The organism is Yoonia sp. (genome assembly GCF_965660735.1).
GTDB lineage: Bacteria > Pseudomonadota > Alphaproteobacteria > Rhodobacterales > Rhodobacteraceae > Yoonia.
The window spans coordinates 44,207-58,959 of the sequence record NZ_CBFIBD010000003.1 but is presented as its reverse complement, the minus strand read 5'-3'; the positions used below and the strand labels follow the sequence as shown (position 1 = coordinate 58,959).

At 60.2% G+C, this 14,753-nt stretch carries 16 protein-coding genes; 3 read left to right on the top strand and 13 right to left on the bottom strand.

Annotated elements, in window-relative coordinates; translation table 11 throughout:
- The first annotated feature begins 114 nt into the window (after positions 1-114).
- Together deoC and ACTG4B_RS02725 are read left to right on the top strand one after the other, a co-directional pair.
- Positions 115-1,038 (top strand): deoxyribose-phosphate aldolase, encoded by a 924-nt coding sequence (gene deoC, locus ACTG4B_RS02730; protein WP_439154218.1) that lies wholly within the window; start codon positions 115-117, stop codon positions 1,036-1,038.
- Between the two features lie 4 nt (positions 1,039-1,042).
- Positions 1,043-3,361 (top strand): aldehyde dehydrogenase family protein, encoded by a 2,319-nt coding sequence (locus tag ACTG4B_RS02725; protein ID WP_439154147.1) that lies wholly within the window; start codon positions 1,043-1,045, stop codon positions 3,359-3,361.
- A 73-nt stretch (positions 3,362-3,434) separates the two neighbouring features.
- Here ACTG4B_RS02725 and ACTG4B_RS02720 read toward each other — a convergent pair whose 3' ends face one another.
- The 9 genes from ACTG4B_RS02720 to def (ACTG4B_RS02680) all read right to left on the bottom strand — a co-directional run bounded on the left by ACTG4B_RS02720 (position 3,435) and on the right by def (ACTG4B_RS02680) (position 9,611).
- The gene (locus ACTG4B_RS02720; protein ID WP_439154146.1) at positions 3,435-4,103 is read right to left on the bottom strand and encodes a DUF1523 family protein; all 669 of its coding nucleotides are present in this window, start codon (positions 4,101-4,103) and stop codon (positions 3,435-3,437) included.
- Positions 4,104-4,113: 10 nt separating this feature from the next.
- The gene (locus ACTG4B_RS02715) at positions 4,114-4,443 is read right to left on the bottom strand and encodes a hypothetical protein (RefSeq protein WP_439154145.1); all 330 of its coding nucleotides are present in this window, start codon (positions 4,441-4,443) and stop codon (positions 4,114-4,116) included.
- Between the two features lie 34 nt (positions 4,444-4,477).
- Positions 4,478-4,819 (bottom strand): hypothetical protein, encoded by a 342-nt coding sequence (locus ACTG4B_RS02710; protein ID WP_439154144.1) that lies wholly within the window; start codon positions 4,817-4,819, stop codon positions 4,478-4,480.
- Between the two features lie 110 nt (positions 4,820-4,929).
- A complete protein-coding gene (locus tag ACTG4B_RS02705) occupies positions 4,930-5,721 on the bottom strand; it encodes a L,D-transpeptidase (RefSeq protein ID WP_439154143.1) in 792 nt (263 codons plus the stop codon).
- A 120-nt stretch (positions 5,722-5,841) separates the two neighbouring features.
- On the bottom strand, positions 5,842-7,047 hold the full coding sequence (locus tag ACTG4B_RS02700) for an aminopeptidase P family protein (protein WP_439154142.1): 1,206 nt from the start codon (positions 7,045-7,047) through the stop codon (positions 5,842-5,844).
- 105 nt (positions 7,048-7,152) lie between these two features.
- Positions 7,153-8,058 (bottom strand): methionyl-tRNA formyltransferase, encoded by a 906-nt coding sequence (gene fmt, locus ACTG4B_RS02695; RefSeq protein ID WP_439154141.1) that lies wholly within the window; start codon positions 8,056-8,058, stop codon positions 7,153-7,155.
- Between the two features lie 74 nt (positions 8,059-8,132).
- On the bottom strand, positions 8,133-8,627 hold the full coding sequence (def, locus tag ACTG4B_RS02690) for a peptide deformylase (protein WP_439154140.1): 495 nt from the start codon (positions 8,625-8,627) through the stop codon (positions 8,133-8,135).
- Complete coding sequence (def, locus tag ACTG4B_RS02685) at positions 8,624-9,079, bottom strand: peptide deformylase (protein ID WP_439154139.1); 456 nt, start codon at positions 9,077-9,079, stop codon at positions 8,624-8,626. The genes def (ACTG4B_RS02690) and def (ACTG4B_RS02685) overlap by 4 nt, the downstream gene beginning before the upstream one ends.
- A gap of 10 nt (positions 9,080-9,089) precedes the next feature.
- On the bottom strand, positions 9,090-9,611 hold the full coding sequence (gene def / locus ACTG4B_RS02680) for a peptide deformylase (protein ID WP_439154138.1): 522 nt from the start codon (positions 9,609-9,611) through the stop codon (positions 9,090-9,092).
- Positions 9,612-9,721: 110 nt separating this feature from the next.
- On the opposite strand from def (ACTG4B_RS02680), the gene ACTG4B_RS02675 reads away from it, so the two are divergent.
- Positions 9,722-10,894, top strand: a complete 1,173-nt coding sequence (locus ACTG4B_RS02675) for a MalY/PatB family protein (RefSeq protein WP_439154137.1) — start codon at positions 9,722-9,724, stop codon at positions 10,892-10,894.
- Positions 10,895-10,978: 84 nt separating this feature from the next.
- Here ACTG4B_RS02675 and ACTG4B_RS02670 read toward each other — a convergent pair whose 3' ends face one another.
- The 4 genes from ACTG4B_RS02670 to cobI all read right to left on the bottom strand — a co-directional run bounded on the left by ACTG4B_RS02670 (position 10,979) and on the right by cobI (position 14,731).
- Positions 10,979-11,326, bottom strand: a complete 348-nt coding sequence (locus tag ACTG4B_RS02670; RefSeq protein WP_439154136.1) for a hypothetical protein — start codon at positions 11,324-11,326, stop codon at positions 10,979-10,981.
- 82 nt (positions 11,327-11,408) lie between these two features.
- Positions 11,409-12,182, bottom strand: a complete 774-nt coding sequence (cobM, locus tag ACTG4B_RS02665; RefSeq protein ID WP_439154135.1) for a precorrin-4 C(11)-methyltransferase — start codon at positions 12,180-12,182, stop codon at positions 11,409-11,411.
- A 45-nt stretch (positions 12,183-12,227) separates the two neighbouring features.
- Positions 12,228-14,039, bottom strand: coding sequence for a precorrin-3B C(17)-methyltransferase (gene cobJ / locus ACTG4B_RS02660; RefSeq protein WP_439154134.1), 1,812 nt, complete (start codon positions 14,037-14,039; stop codon positions 12,228-12,230).
- Positions 14,030-14,731, bottom strand: a complete 702-nt coding sequence (cobI, locus tag ACTG4B_RS02655) for a precorrin-2 C(20)-methyltransferase (RefSeq protein ID WP_439154133.1) — start codon at positions 14,729-14,731, stop codon at positions 14,030-14,032. Before cobI ends, cobJ begins: the two co-directional genes overlap by 10 nt.
- Positions 14,732-14,753 lie beyond the last annotated feature (22 nt).

Below are 14,753 nucleotides of genomic sequence, written 5' to 3'. Positions count from 1 at the left end.
CCTTGCCAAGAGGGGCGCAAAGTGCCACCGTATCGGCAACCGCAGGAGGCCCGCTTGCAAACCACCCTTTCCCCCACGCAACTGCCGCAAGTGCACGCACCACGCAATGACGGCATGCCGCTCGATCTTGACTGGGTCATGGCGGTGCAGGCGAACACATCCGCCATCGAACGCCGCGCCGCGACCCTGCCCGGGCGGCGCAGTGTCAAAAAGGAGTATCAGGCGGCATGGCTCTGCAAGGCGATCAGTCTGATGGACCTGACAACCCTGTCCGGTGACGACAGCAAAGGCCGCGTGCGCCGTCTCTGCGCCAAGGCCCGGCAACCGGTGCGTGCAGATATTCTGGCCGCGCTCGGTATGGAGGGTCTGACCACCGGTGCCATCTGCGTCTATCACGACATGGTCGCCACCGCCGTTGATGCCTTGCAGGGCACCAACATCCCCGTCGCGGCCGTTTCAACCGGGTTTCCCGCCGGTCTGTCGCCGTTCAACCTGCGCATCGCGGAAATCGGCGAAAGCGTCGCCGCCGGGGCTGCTGAAATCGACATCGTCATCTCCCGCCGCCATGTGCTGACCGGCAACTGGCAGGCGCTTTACGATGAAATGCGCGAAATGCGCGCCGCTTGCGGCGATGCCCACGTCAAGGCGATCCTTGCCACCGGCGAGTTGGGCACGCTGCGCAACGTGGCGCGCGCATCGCTGGTCTGCATGATGGCCGGGGCCGATTTCATCAAGACCTCTACCGGCAAGGAACCCGTCAACGCGACGCTCCCCGTCACGCTCACCATGATCCGCGCGATCCGCGACTATCAGGACCGAACCGGCATACGCGTCGGCTACAAACCCGCAGGCGGTATTTCCAAGGCCAAGGACGCGTTGGTCTATCTATCGATGATCAAGGACGAATTGGGCGACCGCTGGCTGCAACCCGATCTTTTCCGCTTTGGCGCGTCCAGCCTTTTGGGCGACATCGAACGGCAACTCGAACACCACGTCACTGGCGCCTATTCTGCCCAGTGGCGGCACGCGATTGGATAACCCCATGACCATCAAAGAAATATTCGACACCATGGATTACGGCCCCGCCCCCGAAGGCAGCGCCGAAGCCTTGGCATGGCTCGCCGACCGGGGCGGCATCGCGGGCCATTTCGTCAACGGCAAATGGGGCGCACTGCGCGATGATTTCCCCACCAACAACCCCGCGACGGGCGAAAAGCTGGCGGGCGTCACCAAAGGCACCGTTGAAGAAGTCGCTGAAGCCGTCAAAGCCGCCCGCAAGGCGCAACCCGCATGGGCAAAATCCGGCCACAAACGCGCCCGCACCCTCTATGCCATCGCCCGCCTGATGCAGAAGCATGCCCGCCTGCTTGCCGTCATGGAAACCCTCGACAACGGCAAACCGATCCGCGAGAGCCGCGACATCGACGTGCCGCTTGCCATCCGGCATTTCTATCACCACGCCGGTTTTGCCCAACTGATGAAGGACGAACTGCCCGACCGCGAACCCCTCGGCGTGTGTGGTCAGATCATCCCGTGGAATTTCCCGCTGCTGATGCTGGCCTGGAAAATCGCGCCCGCACTGGCAATGGGCAACACCGTCGTTCTGAAACCCGCCGAATACACCCCGCTCACCGCGATGATCTTCGCCGAAATCTGCGATCAGGCCGGCGTGCCCCCCGGTGTCGTGAACATCGTCACCGGCGACGGTGAAACCGGTGCTGGCCTAGTCACCGCCGATGTGGACAAGATCGCCTTTACCGGCTCGACCGAGGTGGGCCGCAAAATCCGCGACGCCACTGCCGGATCAGGCAAAGCGCTCTCTCTCGAGCTTGGCGGCAAATCCCCTTATATCGTGTTCGAGGACGCCGATATTGATTCAGCCGTCGAAGGCCTCGTCGATTCCATCTGGTTCAACCAGGGCCAGGTCTGCTGCGCCGGGTCCCGCCTGCTGGTGCAGGAAGGCATTGCCGAGCGGTTCTACACCAAACTGAAATCCCGCATGGATGGCCTGCGCATCGGCGACCCCTTGGACAAATGCATCGACGTGGGTGCCATCGTGGACCCGGTCCAACTGGCACAAATCACCCAGATGGTCAGCGCCAACACCGAAGGCGAGACCTATCAAACGACCGCCCCCGCCGGTTGCTTCTACCCGCCCACACTCATCACCGGCCTGTCGCCCGCATCCACTCTGATGCAAGAGGAAATCTTTGGCCCCGTCCTCTGCGCCACGACCTTCCGCACACCATCCGAAGCGGTCGAGATTGCCAACAACACCCGCTACGGCCTCGCCGCGTCCGTCTGGTCGGAAAATATCAACCTAGCGCTGGATATCGCGCCGAAACTGGCCGCCGGGATCGTCTGGATCAACGGCACCAACATGATGGATGCCGCTGCGGGTTTCGGTGGCGTGCGTGAAAGCGGTTTCGGCCGTGAAGGCGGCTGGGAAGGCCTTTCAGGCTACACGAAACCCAAAGGCACGCCTAAGCAACTAAAGAAGATCGACGCCTTCACGACGGAAGTCGGCCACCCCGCCGACCCGCTCGACCGGACGGCAAAGCTCTACATCGGCGGCAAACAGGCGCGGCCCGACGGCGGCTATTCCACCCCCGTCTACAGCCCCAAGGGCAAACTGCTCGGCCATGTCTCCAAGGCCAATCGCAAGGACATCCGCAACGCGGTCGAGGCGTGCAACGCCGCAAAAGGCTGGTCGAAAACCACCGGCCATTTGCGCGCGCAGATCCTCTACTACATCGCCGAAAACCTGTCGGCCCGCGCTGAAGAATTCAGCTCCCGGCTCAGCGCCATGACCGGCTACAACTCCGGCGCGGACGACGTCGAAACCAGCATCCGCACCCTTTTCACCTATGCGGCATGGGCCGACAAATATGACGGGCAGACACACGGTGTTCCGATCCGCGGTGTTGCGCTGGCCATGAAGGAACCTGTCGGCAACATCGGGATTCTCTGCGATGACGCCAGCCCCCTGACCGGCCTGGTCAACGCAATGGCCCCCGCCATCGCCATGGGCAACCGATGCATACTAATCGCCAGCGAACCCTTTCCACTGGCCGCTACCGATTTCTATCAGGTCCTTGAAACATCCGACGTGCCGGCCGGTGTGGTCAACATCCTGACAGGCAGCCATGGGGAACTGGCCCCGACCTTGGCCAGCCACATGGATATCGACTCGGTCTGGTCGTTTTCGTCCAGCGATGTTTCCGCCACAATCGAAAAGGCCAGCGCGGGCAACCTCAAACGCACCTGGGTCAATAACGGCAAGGCGCTGACACCCGACACCCACAGCTGGTTGCAGGCCGCAACCGAGGTGAAGAACATCTGGATCCCCTACGGCGAATAGCCCTTCTTCTGTTCAAAAATACCTCGGGGGAGCCGCCGCAGGCGGCGGGGGCGGCGCCCCCTTCGCGCTGACGTTACTTTTTGCCACCACCACCGAACCAGCGCCAAATCCGGCCTTTGCGTTCGGCCACATCGGCCTGAACCTCATCCAGATGATGTTCGGCGCTGTCCAGCAGCGGATCGACCGTACGTTCACGGAACTGCCGCCACATGGCACGCACGAAAAGCAGCGCGATCATCAAGAAGATGAAAAAGAAGATGTTGAACCACGGAATGATGGTCACATCCGGCCCCGATACGGTGCGCAAGGCCACGGCATTTGGGTAAACGCTGGCCCATGATATGCGCCAACCGTAATGTGTGATGACCGCCCACGCGTCACCGCGCGCGAGACTTGCCGCCTCGGCCTGCAGGTCTGAACTGTCGAACTTGAAATAGGGAGGCCAGATCCAGCCGGTGTCTTCGTTGCGATAAACCATCACTTCGGTGCTATCGCGCGGGACAAACCCAAGCATGAATGTCTTTTTCTTTTCGGTGTTGATCAACCGCAGATCACGGGTTGGCTGTTCCGCGGCACCGCTGTCGGGCTGGGCGTAGAATATACGATTAAGAGAACTGAAATCAGTGCGGATGATCTCGGTCGAAGTTACCTGCACCACGTCGTGCTGTGGCAGGACATAATGGAAGAAGGCGCCAAAAATAAGCAAGGCCAGGACGCGGACAGTGATCTTGAAACGACGCATATAAAATTCCTCAGTTCGTGTTGATCACATAGATAATGATCGAAACGGCAATAATCGGAACGACATAGACCAGACCGATCAGTTTCGGCCGGACAGAGTTATTATACTCTGCAATACCTGCCTGCACATAGGCATCCCGCGCGCCGGGTGCACCCCCATCAGGGTGGTCTGCATCAAATTCATCTTCCAGCCGTTCCCGGCGAACAGACCGTGAATAAATCGCAATCGACAGATAGATCACCGTCAAAGCGATGAAACCAAACACGACCAAACGAATAAACCCCAATTGCCTGTCTCCTTCGCTGACCGCTTTTTGATCCGGCAGTGGCGGCCCGGTCATGGGCCGTGACTTTAAGTAACATGTATGCGTGGATCTACCATGTTTCGCTCACCCATTTGCGGGGTAATCCCGCAACCGACAGCAGCATGATCGGTGCCCAGATGATTGCGGCACTCAGTCCCAGACGGCCAAAGAACAGCAATGTCGCGGCCAGTCCCGGCTCAAATATCTGCGTCGGGCTAAGCCCCTGCAACAGATAAAGACAGAAAAAGAAAACCGCAGAAATGAAAAACAGCACGATCGTAGACATGAATGCATTCAAAAGAAGCGGTCGCACGCCCTCTGGCAGAAACCGCGCCAACATACGCGGCACGACAAAACCAAGGGCTGCCAGCATAAGGGCAGGCAAGAACAACCCGTCATTGATCACAGACACGCGCCTTTTCGCAAATTTGCTTTTCATCTCTTTCGGCCAACGACCCGCGCGATCCACTTTGGCAATCACCACTGCACCGCAGGTTTCGGCCTCGCCACGCAAAGTCTGGCTCAGGCATCGTCAAACCGGGGCGGTCGATCTGCTGCTAGGGCATCCCCGCCCAGCAATTCCTCTGGGGGGATAATCTTGGGCGGTAATTCGACCCCGCGCTCGTAGTTTTCGGGATCAACACGCAAAGATTCCTCGGGCGAACGGATCAGTACCTGCATCGGCACTTCGATTTGGTCATAAAGGTGGATAACGTCTTGATTGAACATGCGAATGCAGCCCGCCGATCCCGAATTACCGATAGATCCCAAGTCGTTGGTTCCATGGATACGATAATAGGTATCCCGGCTGCCGCGATACAGATACAGTGCGCGCGCACCCAACGGGCTGCGCAAACCGCCGGGGATCCCCGCGCGATATGGCCCATATACCTCGGGCTCGGTGCGCAGCATGTTCTGGGTGGGGGTCCAGCCGGGCCATTCGCGTTTGAGCTTGATCGTGGCCCCCCCGCGCAGCGACTTGCCCGCACGCCCGACGCCGACGGGATAGCGTGTCGTCGTGCCATCCGCACGCACGTGATACAGAAACTTGGCATATGGATCGACGTCGATCGTGTTTGGCGGGGCCTCGCCATTATAAATCCCCGACATGCGGCGGTTGACGCCTTGCAGGTATTTTGACGGGATGCCGGGCAAATTATACCCCGCGTCCGCGATCGGACCATAACCTTCCATAAAGACCTCAGGCGCGGGCGCGGCAGGTTCGGTGACAGGCACTGGCCGGGCACAGGCTGCCGCCGTGCCCAGCATCATCGCGCCAAAGCCGCGCCGTGTCAGTCGTGTCCCGTTGTGCATTTCAACCCTCGGTCAATTTCAACCCCTGTCTTAACACTTTGACAGGCAAGAGCAAAACCCACACCGGCGATTTTCTGCACTAGCATTACAAAACGTGACCGACACAAACGGGCGATCAGATCACGCGACCACGTTGAAGTCCGGGCCATAGGGATAGCCTGTGATATCTTCATTTCCAGTTTCAGTGATGAACAGGATGTCGTGTTCGCGGTATCCGCCTGCGCCCGGCTGGCCTTCGGGGATGGTCAGCATCGGCTCCATGCTGATGACCATTCCGGGTTCCAACACCGTGTCGATATCCTCGCGCAGTTCCAAACCGGCCTCACGGCCATAATAGTGCGACAGCACGCCGAACGAATGACCATAGCCAAATGTGCGATATTGCAGCAGATTACGATCTTCAAGAAACGCGTTGATTTTTGCGGTCACTTCGGAACATTTCGCCCCCGGCACCAATAGGGACATGCCGTATTCATGGGCCGCTACGTTCGCCTCCCAGATCGCGCGTGACGCGTCATCGACTGTGCCCACAAACAGCGTGCGTTCCAGCGCGGTATAATACCCGCTGATCATCGGGAATGTGTTCAGCGACAGGATATCGCCGCGTTCCAACACCCGCGATGTGACAGGGTTATGCGCCCCATCTGTGTTGATGCCTGACTGGAACCAAACCCACGTGTCGCGATATTCTGCGTCGGGAAAGCGTTTCGCGATCTCCAGTTCCATTGCGTCGCGGCCTGCCATAGCCACATCGATTTCACGCACACCGGGCTTGATCGCATCACGAATGGCATAACCGCCGACATCGGCCACCGCCGCACCTGCGCGAATCAAGTCCAGTTCAGCAGAGGATTTATGCATCCGCTGCGCCATGGTCTGTGCCGCGACATCCACCAACCGTGCCGGTTGCAGATCATCACGCAGGGCCATGCGGGTGGCAACGGTCATATGATCGGATTCGTAGCCGATCACCTTGCCCAGCCCGGTCACGGACCGGATCGCCCGCCAGTAGTTGCCGCGCTGCCAGTCAGTATATGTGATGTTGTCGCCATGCGACCGGCGCCAAGGCTGGGCCGCGTCGATGCCCGCGGAAATCGTGACACTTTCGGTGGGTGTCACGACAAGCCCGTAAGGGCGGCCAAAGCTGCAATACAGGAAACCCGAATAATAGGCGATATTGTGCATCGAGGTGAAAACCACAGCCTCGATCCCCTTGTCGGCCATGAGGGCGCGCAGGCCAGTCAACCGGGCGTCGTATTCCGACGCGGCAAAGGGCAGCACCTTGTCACCCTGATGAAAACGATAAAATTGCGGACGTGCAGTCATGTCAGACCCTTTTGAAAAGGTCCCGGCGTTCAGGACATGGAAAACAGGGAAATGTGCAACGACGCCATCGTCACAGCGGGACCCTAGCGGCGTCCGTGCGCCAGTTCAATCGGCATCCAGCACCGGCGGCAAGGTCAGGCCGCGCAATGCCTCGGTCGTATCCATCGGCCGTTTACCGGCGCGTTGGACCTGCGTAATGGCGACCGCGCCATCACCACAGGCCACTGTGAACCCACCCAGCACCTGCCCCGGCGCACCTGCGCCGACCACCACACGCGACCGTAGCAGTTTTAGCCGTTCACCTGCCACAGCACACCACGCACCGGGAAAGGGCGACAACCCCCGGATCAGCCGGTCCACCTGCACTGCCGGCTGTGTCCAATCCACCCGCGCCTCGGCCTTGTCGATCTTTGCGGCATAAGTCACGCCGTCATCGGGCTGTGGGTGTGGTGTCAATGTGGGCAACTGCGCCAGCGCCTGCACCACAAGCCGTGCGCCCATGGTGGACAAACGGTCATGCAGATCGCCGGTGGTGTCTTCGGGGCCGATCTGTGTCGCTTCACGCAGCAGAACCGGGCCACTATCCAGACCGGCCGCCATCTGCATGATGCACACACCTGTTTGCGCATCACCCGCCATCACCGCACGATGGATGGGCGCCGCCCCCCGCCAACGCGGCAGCAGTGACGCGTGAATATTCAGGCAACCATGTTTTGGCGCATCCAGCACCGCCTGCGGCAAAATAAGCCCATAAGCCACAACCACCGCTACATCAGCGTTCAGCCCTGAAAAATCCGCCTGCGCCTCGGCACCTTTCAGCGATGCCGGACATCGCACTGACAACCCCAACGCTTCGGCGCGCAACTGCACAGGGCTCGGGCGGTCCTTCTTGCCGCGCCCTGCGGGGCGGGGCGGCTGGCAATAGACCGCGACAACATCGTGCCCCGCTCCTACCAACGCATCCAGCACCGGCACTGAAAAATCAGGCGTTCCCATGAAGATCAGACGCATCGCCAAAGCTCCCCTGCATCATCTTGCCAAAAATACTCCCCCCGGAGGGGCCGACACATCCACACAAGCCGACCCTACAGCTTGCGTGCCTTCCTCAAAAGAATATCGCGTTTCATGCGCCCAAGTCTGTCAAAGAACATCTTGCCCGCCAAATGGTCGATCTGGTGCTGCACCGACGTTGCCCAAAGGCCCACGAAATCACGTTCCTCTGTCACTCCCTCGGCATTCAGGAAACGCACCGTCACCGCACGCGGGCGGCTGATTCTGGCCCAGACGCCCGGCAGATTGGGCGATCCTTCCTCATGGTCGCGCAACGTCGCACTGGCATGAAGCACCTGCGGATTGGCCATGCGGACCGCTTGCCCCCGCGCCTCGGAGGCATCAACAACGGCCAATGCCAGCCCAATCCCCAGTTGCGGCGCGGCCAGACCGACACCGGGCATGTTTTCCATCGCAAGCACCATCTCGTCCCAGATCGCGCGAACCTCATCGGTCACGGCATCGATTTGCGCTGCGGGCGTGCGCAGCACAGGGTGGGGCCACGGAACATACGGACGATGGGTGGTCATATTTCAGTCCCGCTCTCTGTGATCAGAATACCGTTCAGGTGATCCAGTTCGTGACAAACGCAGACCGCGCCAACCCCGTGAAAACGGGCGGTCTGACGAACGCCCGGCGGGCTGGTCCAGCCCAGATCGACCCAAACCGGGCGCATGACATTGAATGTGCGACCCGGGATCGACAGGCAGGCCTCTGGTCCCAATTGCCGGAATTGCGCGGCCGCAACGATTTCGGGGTTCACAAAAGCGCAAGGCTGCGGATCGGCCTCTTTCCAGTCGGTATCAATGACAAAAACCCGACTAGAAACACCCAACTGCGGCGCAGCAAGGCCCCGGCCCTTGCTGTCATACATCGTTTCGAACAAATCAGCGACCAGCGCATCCAGTTCTGCGCCAAACTGCGTGACTGGAACGGCCACATCACGCAGCACCACATCCCCGTCAAAACGTAATGGCCGCACCGGCACGGGATCAGGCCCGCGCCATTTCGCGTTTCAGTTTCTGCATCTTGCGGGTGATCATCTGGCGCCGCAGCGGTTTCAGATAATCAATGAACAGCCTGCCATCCAGATGGTCAATCTCGTGTTGCACGCAGGTCGCCCACAACCCGTCAAAACGTTCGCGGCGGGTCTTGCCGGTCAAGTCCATCCATTCCACCTCCACCTCGGCAGGGCGTTCGACCTCGGCGTATTGTTCGGGGATCGACAGGCAGCCTTCGTCATAAACGTTACGATCCTCTGATGTCCACAGAACCCGGGGATTGATCAGAACCATGGGATCGGGGGTCGCATCCTCGTCTTTTTCGCAATCCATAACGATCATGCGGTTCATCACGGCCACCTGCGGCGCAGCCAGCCCGATACCGGGCGCATCATACATGGTTTCCAGCATATCATCGGCCAGGCGGCGCAAATCATCCGTGACGGACGCCACGGGATCGGCCACCTTTTTCAAGCGTGGATCGGGATGAATAAGGATGTTCTTCAGTGCCATGGTGGTTCATTTAGTCGGTCGCCGCGCGCATCGCAAGATAGCGGAGAAAATCGCCTTGCACACGCCCGCGCATCGCCCCAACTTACCGGCGAACTCAAACGGAGAATTGCATGACATTCGACGCCCCCATCGACCGCCGTGGCAAGTTGCAGTCAAAATGGGACAAGATGGAAAAACTCTTTGGCGTTTCACCCAAGGACGGGCTGGCCATGTGGACAGCGGATTCCGATTATCCCACCGCCGATTGTGTGCGTCAGGTTGTGCGTGATGCCGCCGAACACGGCGTATTTGGCTATAGCTGGGAACACGAACCCTATCTGAAAGCGGTGCAATGGTGGATGCGCACCCGGCATGGCTGGGACGTGGACACCGACATGATTCTGACGGCGCAAGGATTGGGTAACGCGATTGCATTATGCATTGACCTCTGGTCAGAGCCTGACGATGCAGTCGCGATCTTTACGCCCGTTTATCATGAGTTTGCGCGCAAGGTGAATGCAGCAGGCCGTGTTGTTACCGAATGCCCGCTGAAACGGCAGGGCGACACCTATGCGGTTAACCTTGAAGACGCGCAATCACGGCTGACGGGACGCGAAAAACTGTTGATCTGGTGTTCGCCGCAAAATCCGTCAGGGCGGATCTGGACGCCCGAAGAGCTGCGCAGCGTGTCGGAATTTGCACGCAGGAACGGGATGCTGCTGATCAGTGACGAGGTGCATCACGACCTGATCATGCCCGGCAACACTTTCACCCCGCTTGCCTTGGCCGCCCCCGAAGGTCACGATAACGCCGTCTACCTGACCGCTGCATCAAAGACTTTCAACATCGCGGGCCAGCGCACAGGCAACATGATCATCCCCGACCCCGCGCTCCGGGCCATGATGAAAAATCGGCTGCACACACTTGATTACAGCCCTTCGGCGCTGGGTATCAGCATGGTCACGGCTGCCTATTCGCCTGAGGGTGCCAAATGGGTCGATGACCAGATGGCGCATCTTGACCGGAACCGGACCATTTTTGATGCTGGCATCAACGCGATCCCCGGCGTCCGGTCGATACCGCTACAGGCCACCTATCTGGCATGGGTCGATTTTTCGGGCACAGGCATGTCCCACGACGAGGTGCGTGACCGGATCCGGGATATCGCGAAAATCGCAGTCTCGCCCGGCCCATCCTTTGGAACAGGTGGTGAAACCTTCATGCGGTTCAACCTTGCCACACAGTCACACGTAATCAAGGACGCCGTAGAACGGCTGCAAAAGGCGTTCGGAGATTTGCAGTGACGTCACACGAACGCCCAAGACCCGCAGTCAGCAACAGACCATCTGCACACGGGCACCCCCGGTCAAACCGCCGGTTCCCAAATCTCAGCTTTCGATCAGGCCGGCCGGCGTAAAATCCGGCCGGACAAAGTCTGCCGCTGGCCGGTCGGCAACGGGCGTCAACCATTTGAATTCGAAAACCCGTTCATCTCCGTCATCGACCGAAGACACGACCAGACATTGATAGAGATGCTTTGGACCATCATAAATATCGACATGTCCGCGCAACCGTTCCGACGCTGCCAGATCAAGGGCAAATCCCCCGTCCCAGAATCTCCGGATACGATGGACATGATCGCCATCATGCACCGATAGACGTCCCTTGCGTTTCAGCGCTGCCTTGCGCGCCTCTTCCAGACCTTGCCGCACTGCGACTGGCAAAAACTCATACATCACAACCCCTCCAGTTCCCTGCAAGGATGAACCCATTTATGTAAATTTCAAGTAACCAAACCTGCCGCAGTGCGGCAACGCCTTATAATACTGGCTTTACGTGTGGCCGCAGCACATGAGGTTTTGCGGCATCATAGAGCGCGGAATCAGGAAACCCGTGCGAATCAGCCAGTGCCGGCCCCACCATGATCAACGCGGTCCGCGTGATCTTGGCCGCGCGCACCTTTTCACGCACATCGCTCAAAGTGCCGCGAATGATCAACTGGTCAGGCCAGCCAACTCGATAAACGACGGCCACCGGGCAGTCGGCGCCATAATAGGGCACCAGTTGACGTTCAATTTCGCGTAGCGCACGGATACCCAGATGGATGGCCAGTGTGGCACCGCTGCGGGCAAAATTTTCCAGCGTCTCGCCCGCGGGCATTCCCGTCGATTTCATCGACATCCGCGTTAAGATGATCGATTGTGCCACCTCAGGCACTGTCAGCTCCGTGCCCAGCGCCGCAGCTGCTGCTGCATAGGCAGGCACTCCGGGAATGATCTGGTAATCTATGCCATCCGCCTTCAACCTGCGTATCTGTTCCGCAATCGCCCCGTAAAGCGATGGATCACCCGAATGCACCCGCGCGACATCCTGCCCTTTGGCATGGGCCGCGAGGATGACACCGTGTGTCTCGTCCAGCGTCATCGGGGCTGTATCCATGACCAACGCCTTTTCAGGGGCCGTTGCCACCACCGCCTCGGGCACCAGCGAACCTGCGTAGAGGCATATCGGACAGGCCCCGATCAACCGCGCCGCCTTGAGCGTCAGCAACTCTGGATCACCCGGACCCGCCCCAATGAAATAAACAGTCACATGACCCTCGCTTTGTTCCAAATAATCCCGCCAGAGGTTCCGACATCAACCAACAGCCAGATCCCCGTCGATCTTGCGGGCATAGCCCCGCGGCGTATACATCCGCGGCCCCGTGCCCATCTGCGCCAGTCGCGAATGCGACGATCCGACCAGCACCACGGTAAGCATATCCACCTCGTCCACCTGCAAATCCGCCAAACGGCGATAGCGGATATGCTCCTCTGGCCGTCCCAGCGATGACGCCAGCATCACCGGCGTATCCGCCGGGCGGTGCTGCAACAGAATGTCACGCGCCTCGGACAACAGCGTCCGCCGCCGCATCGACACGGGATTATAGAACGCGATGACAAAATCCCCTACCGCCGCAGCCTGCAACCGTCTGATGATATCTTCGCGCGGGGTCAGCAGGTCCGACAGCGAGATCGCGCAAAAATCATGGCCCAGGGGCGCACCCGCCCTTGCGGCGGCCCCCTGCAACGCGCTCACCCCCGGCGAACAGACAACCTCGACCCGGCGCGCCGCATCAGATACGCCCATCTGGTCGGGGCCACGATCCAGCAGTTCAAACACCAACGCCCCCATCGCATAGATTCCTGCATCGCCAGAACACACCAGCGCGACATTGCGCCCCTTGCCCGCCTGTTCCAGCGCATAGCGGCAGCGGTCTTCCTCACCGCCCAAGGGGAAATCCGACCGGTCCTTGCCCACCGCCAGCGGACCAAGCAGGTCAATATACAGCCCGTATCCCACCAGTTCATCCGCCTCGGCCACCAGCCGCGACACCTCTGGCGTGCGCCAGGCGGCCTGACCGGGGCCGATACCAACGACAGACAAACGCCCGCGCGCCCGTCCGCGCAGGTCGACCAGAGGTTCAGGTGTCACCACCAGCGCACAAGTCGCATTTGCCGTTTTCCGCTTCGTCAGCAGAAATTCACCCGCTGCTCCAGCCTGCGCCAGCGCCGCCGCCTCGGATACGCCGTGCGCACCAACTTCGGCAAATACCACATCAGACGGGTTGGCCAACCGGGATGTCTCGGCTTCCAGTTCATCTGCATCAAACAGACGCAGCGGCACATCCATAGCCGTCGCAAGATCAATGATCGCAGCCTCGTCAGCCTTAAGCGCAATCGTATTGACCGAATGCACGGACTCTGGTGCGATCCCTGCAGCGGCCAGCGCATCATGCACCAGTTCTGCCAGTTCAGCGGGCGCACAGTCGCGGGCACATCCCACACCCAGCGTCACACGCTGCGGGGTAAATTGCAGGTGTGTTGGCCCCAGATCATCAAGCCGGTCCATCGTCGCCGACAGCCGCACGGCATCTCCCTTGGGCAGGCCTTGCAACCATGCTGCATCCCCGCACATATGCGCACCACCGCCCCCCAATAGCGCCGCCATCGCGCCCTTGGCATCGGCGCGATTGACCAAACGCCAACCTTTCGGAGGCTCATCCAAGGCCACGCCAAGCGCCACATCGCCCGCCGTTGTCACCGCAGCCACAGCGTCTAACCCCTGCGATATTCTGGCGGCCAGCCGGTTCGCTCCACGATGGCCGCCCAACAAGGGCACAACCACCGCACCATCGTCAGATACGGCAATGACGGGCGGCTCGACCGTCTTGTCAACCAGCAAAGGCGCGACGGCCCTGATCAGGATACCGGCCGCACAAACGCCCACGACCGGCACTCCGGCGGCGAAAAGGTCGCGCGCATGATCCAGCGCATTGGGGAAAAAAGCATCTGCCCGATCGACGCGCCCTTCACGCCCATGGACCTGCGCGCCCAACAAGGCTGCCACGCGATGCGCCACAGCTTCGCCTGAACGGGACAAGGCCAATACAACAGGTTTCATAGCCATGGATCGGCCCCTTTCGTTAATAGGATCATCGAAAAATACGGGGCCTTTTCGGGCGCCTCTGCCAGCGGCAGAACAATCTCATCAGCCAGCGTGGCACGTTCAACATAGACAGCCTGCGCGGTCAGGCCCAATGCATCTATCACCGCGCGTATCTTGGGCATATGCCGCCCGACCTTCATGATCACGACACTTTCAGCGTCATCAATACGCGTGCGCAATTCGTCCTCGGGCAAGGGACCGGGCAACACTGTAAGGCGTTCATTACGCGCAGCCAGCGGCATACCAGCGCGCGCCGCACAGGCCGTGACGGATGTTACGCCCGGCACCACCTCGACCCGGTAACGGCCGGACAGGCGCGCAAACAGATACATGAAAGAGCCGTAGAAGAACGGATCCCCCTCGCACAGGCAAACGACATTCTGCCCCGTATCAAGGGCCGCCGCAATCGCGGCGGCGCCGGTATCATAGGCGGCCTGCGCCGGGGCGCGATCCACGGACATGGGGACATCCATCACGATCTCTTGCACCCCCGGCACGATCAGGTCAGCGGCAATCGCGCGGGCAAAGCTCTTCGCCCCCGCCAATGTCGGATAGGCAATCACCGCAGCCCCATCAATCAGACGGGCCGCACGCAACGTGATCAGATCCGGTGCTCCCGGGCCAAGCCCGACACCGTAGAGCACGCCCGTCACAACCGTCCCTCGTTTTGGCAAA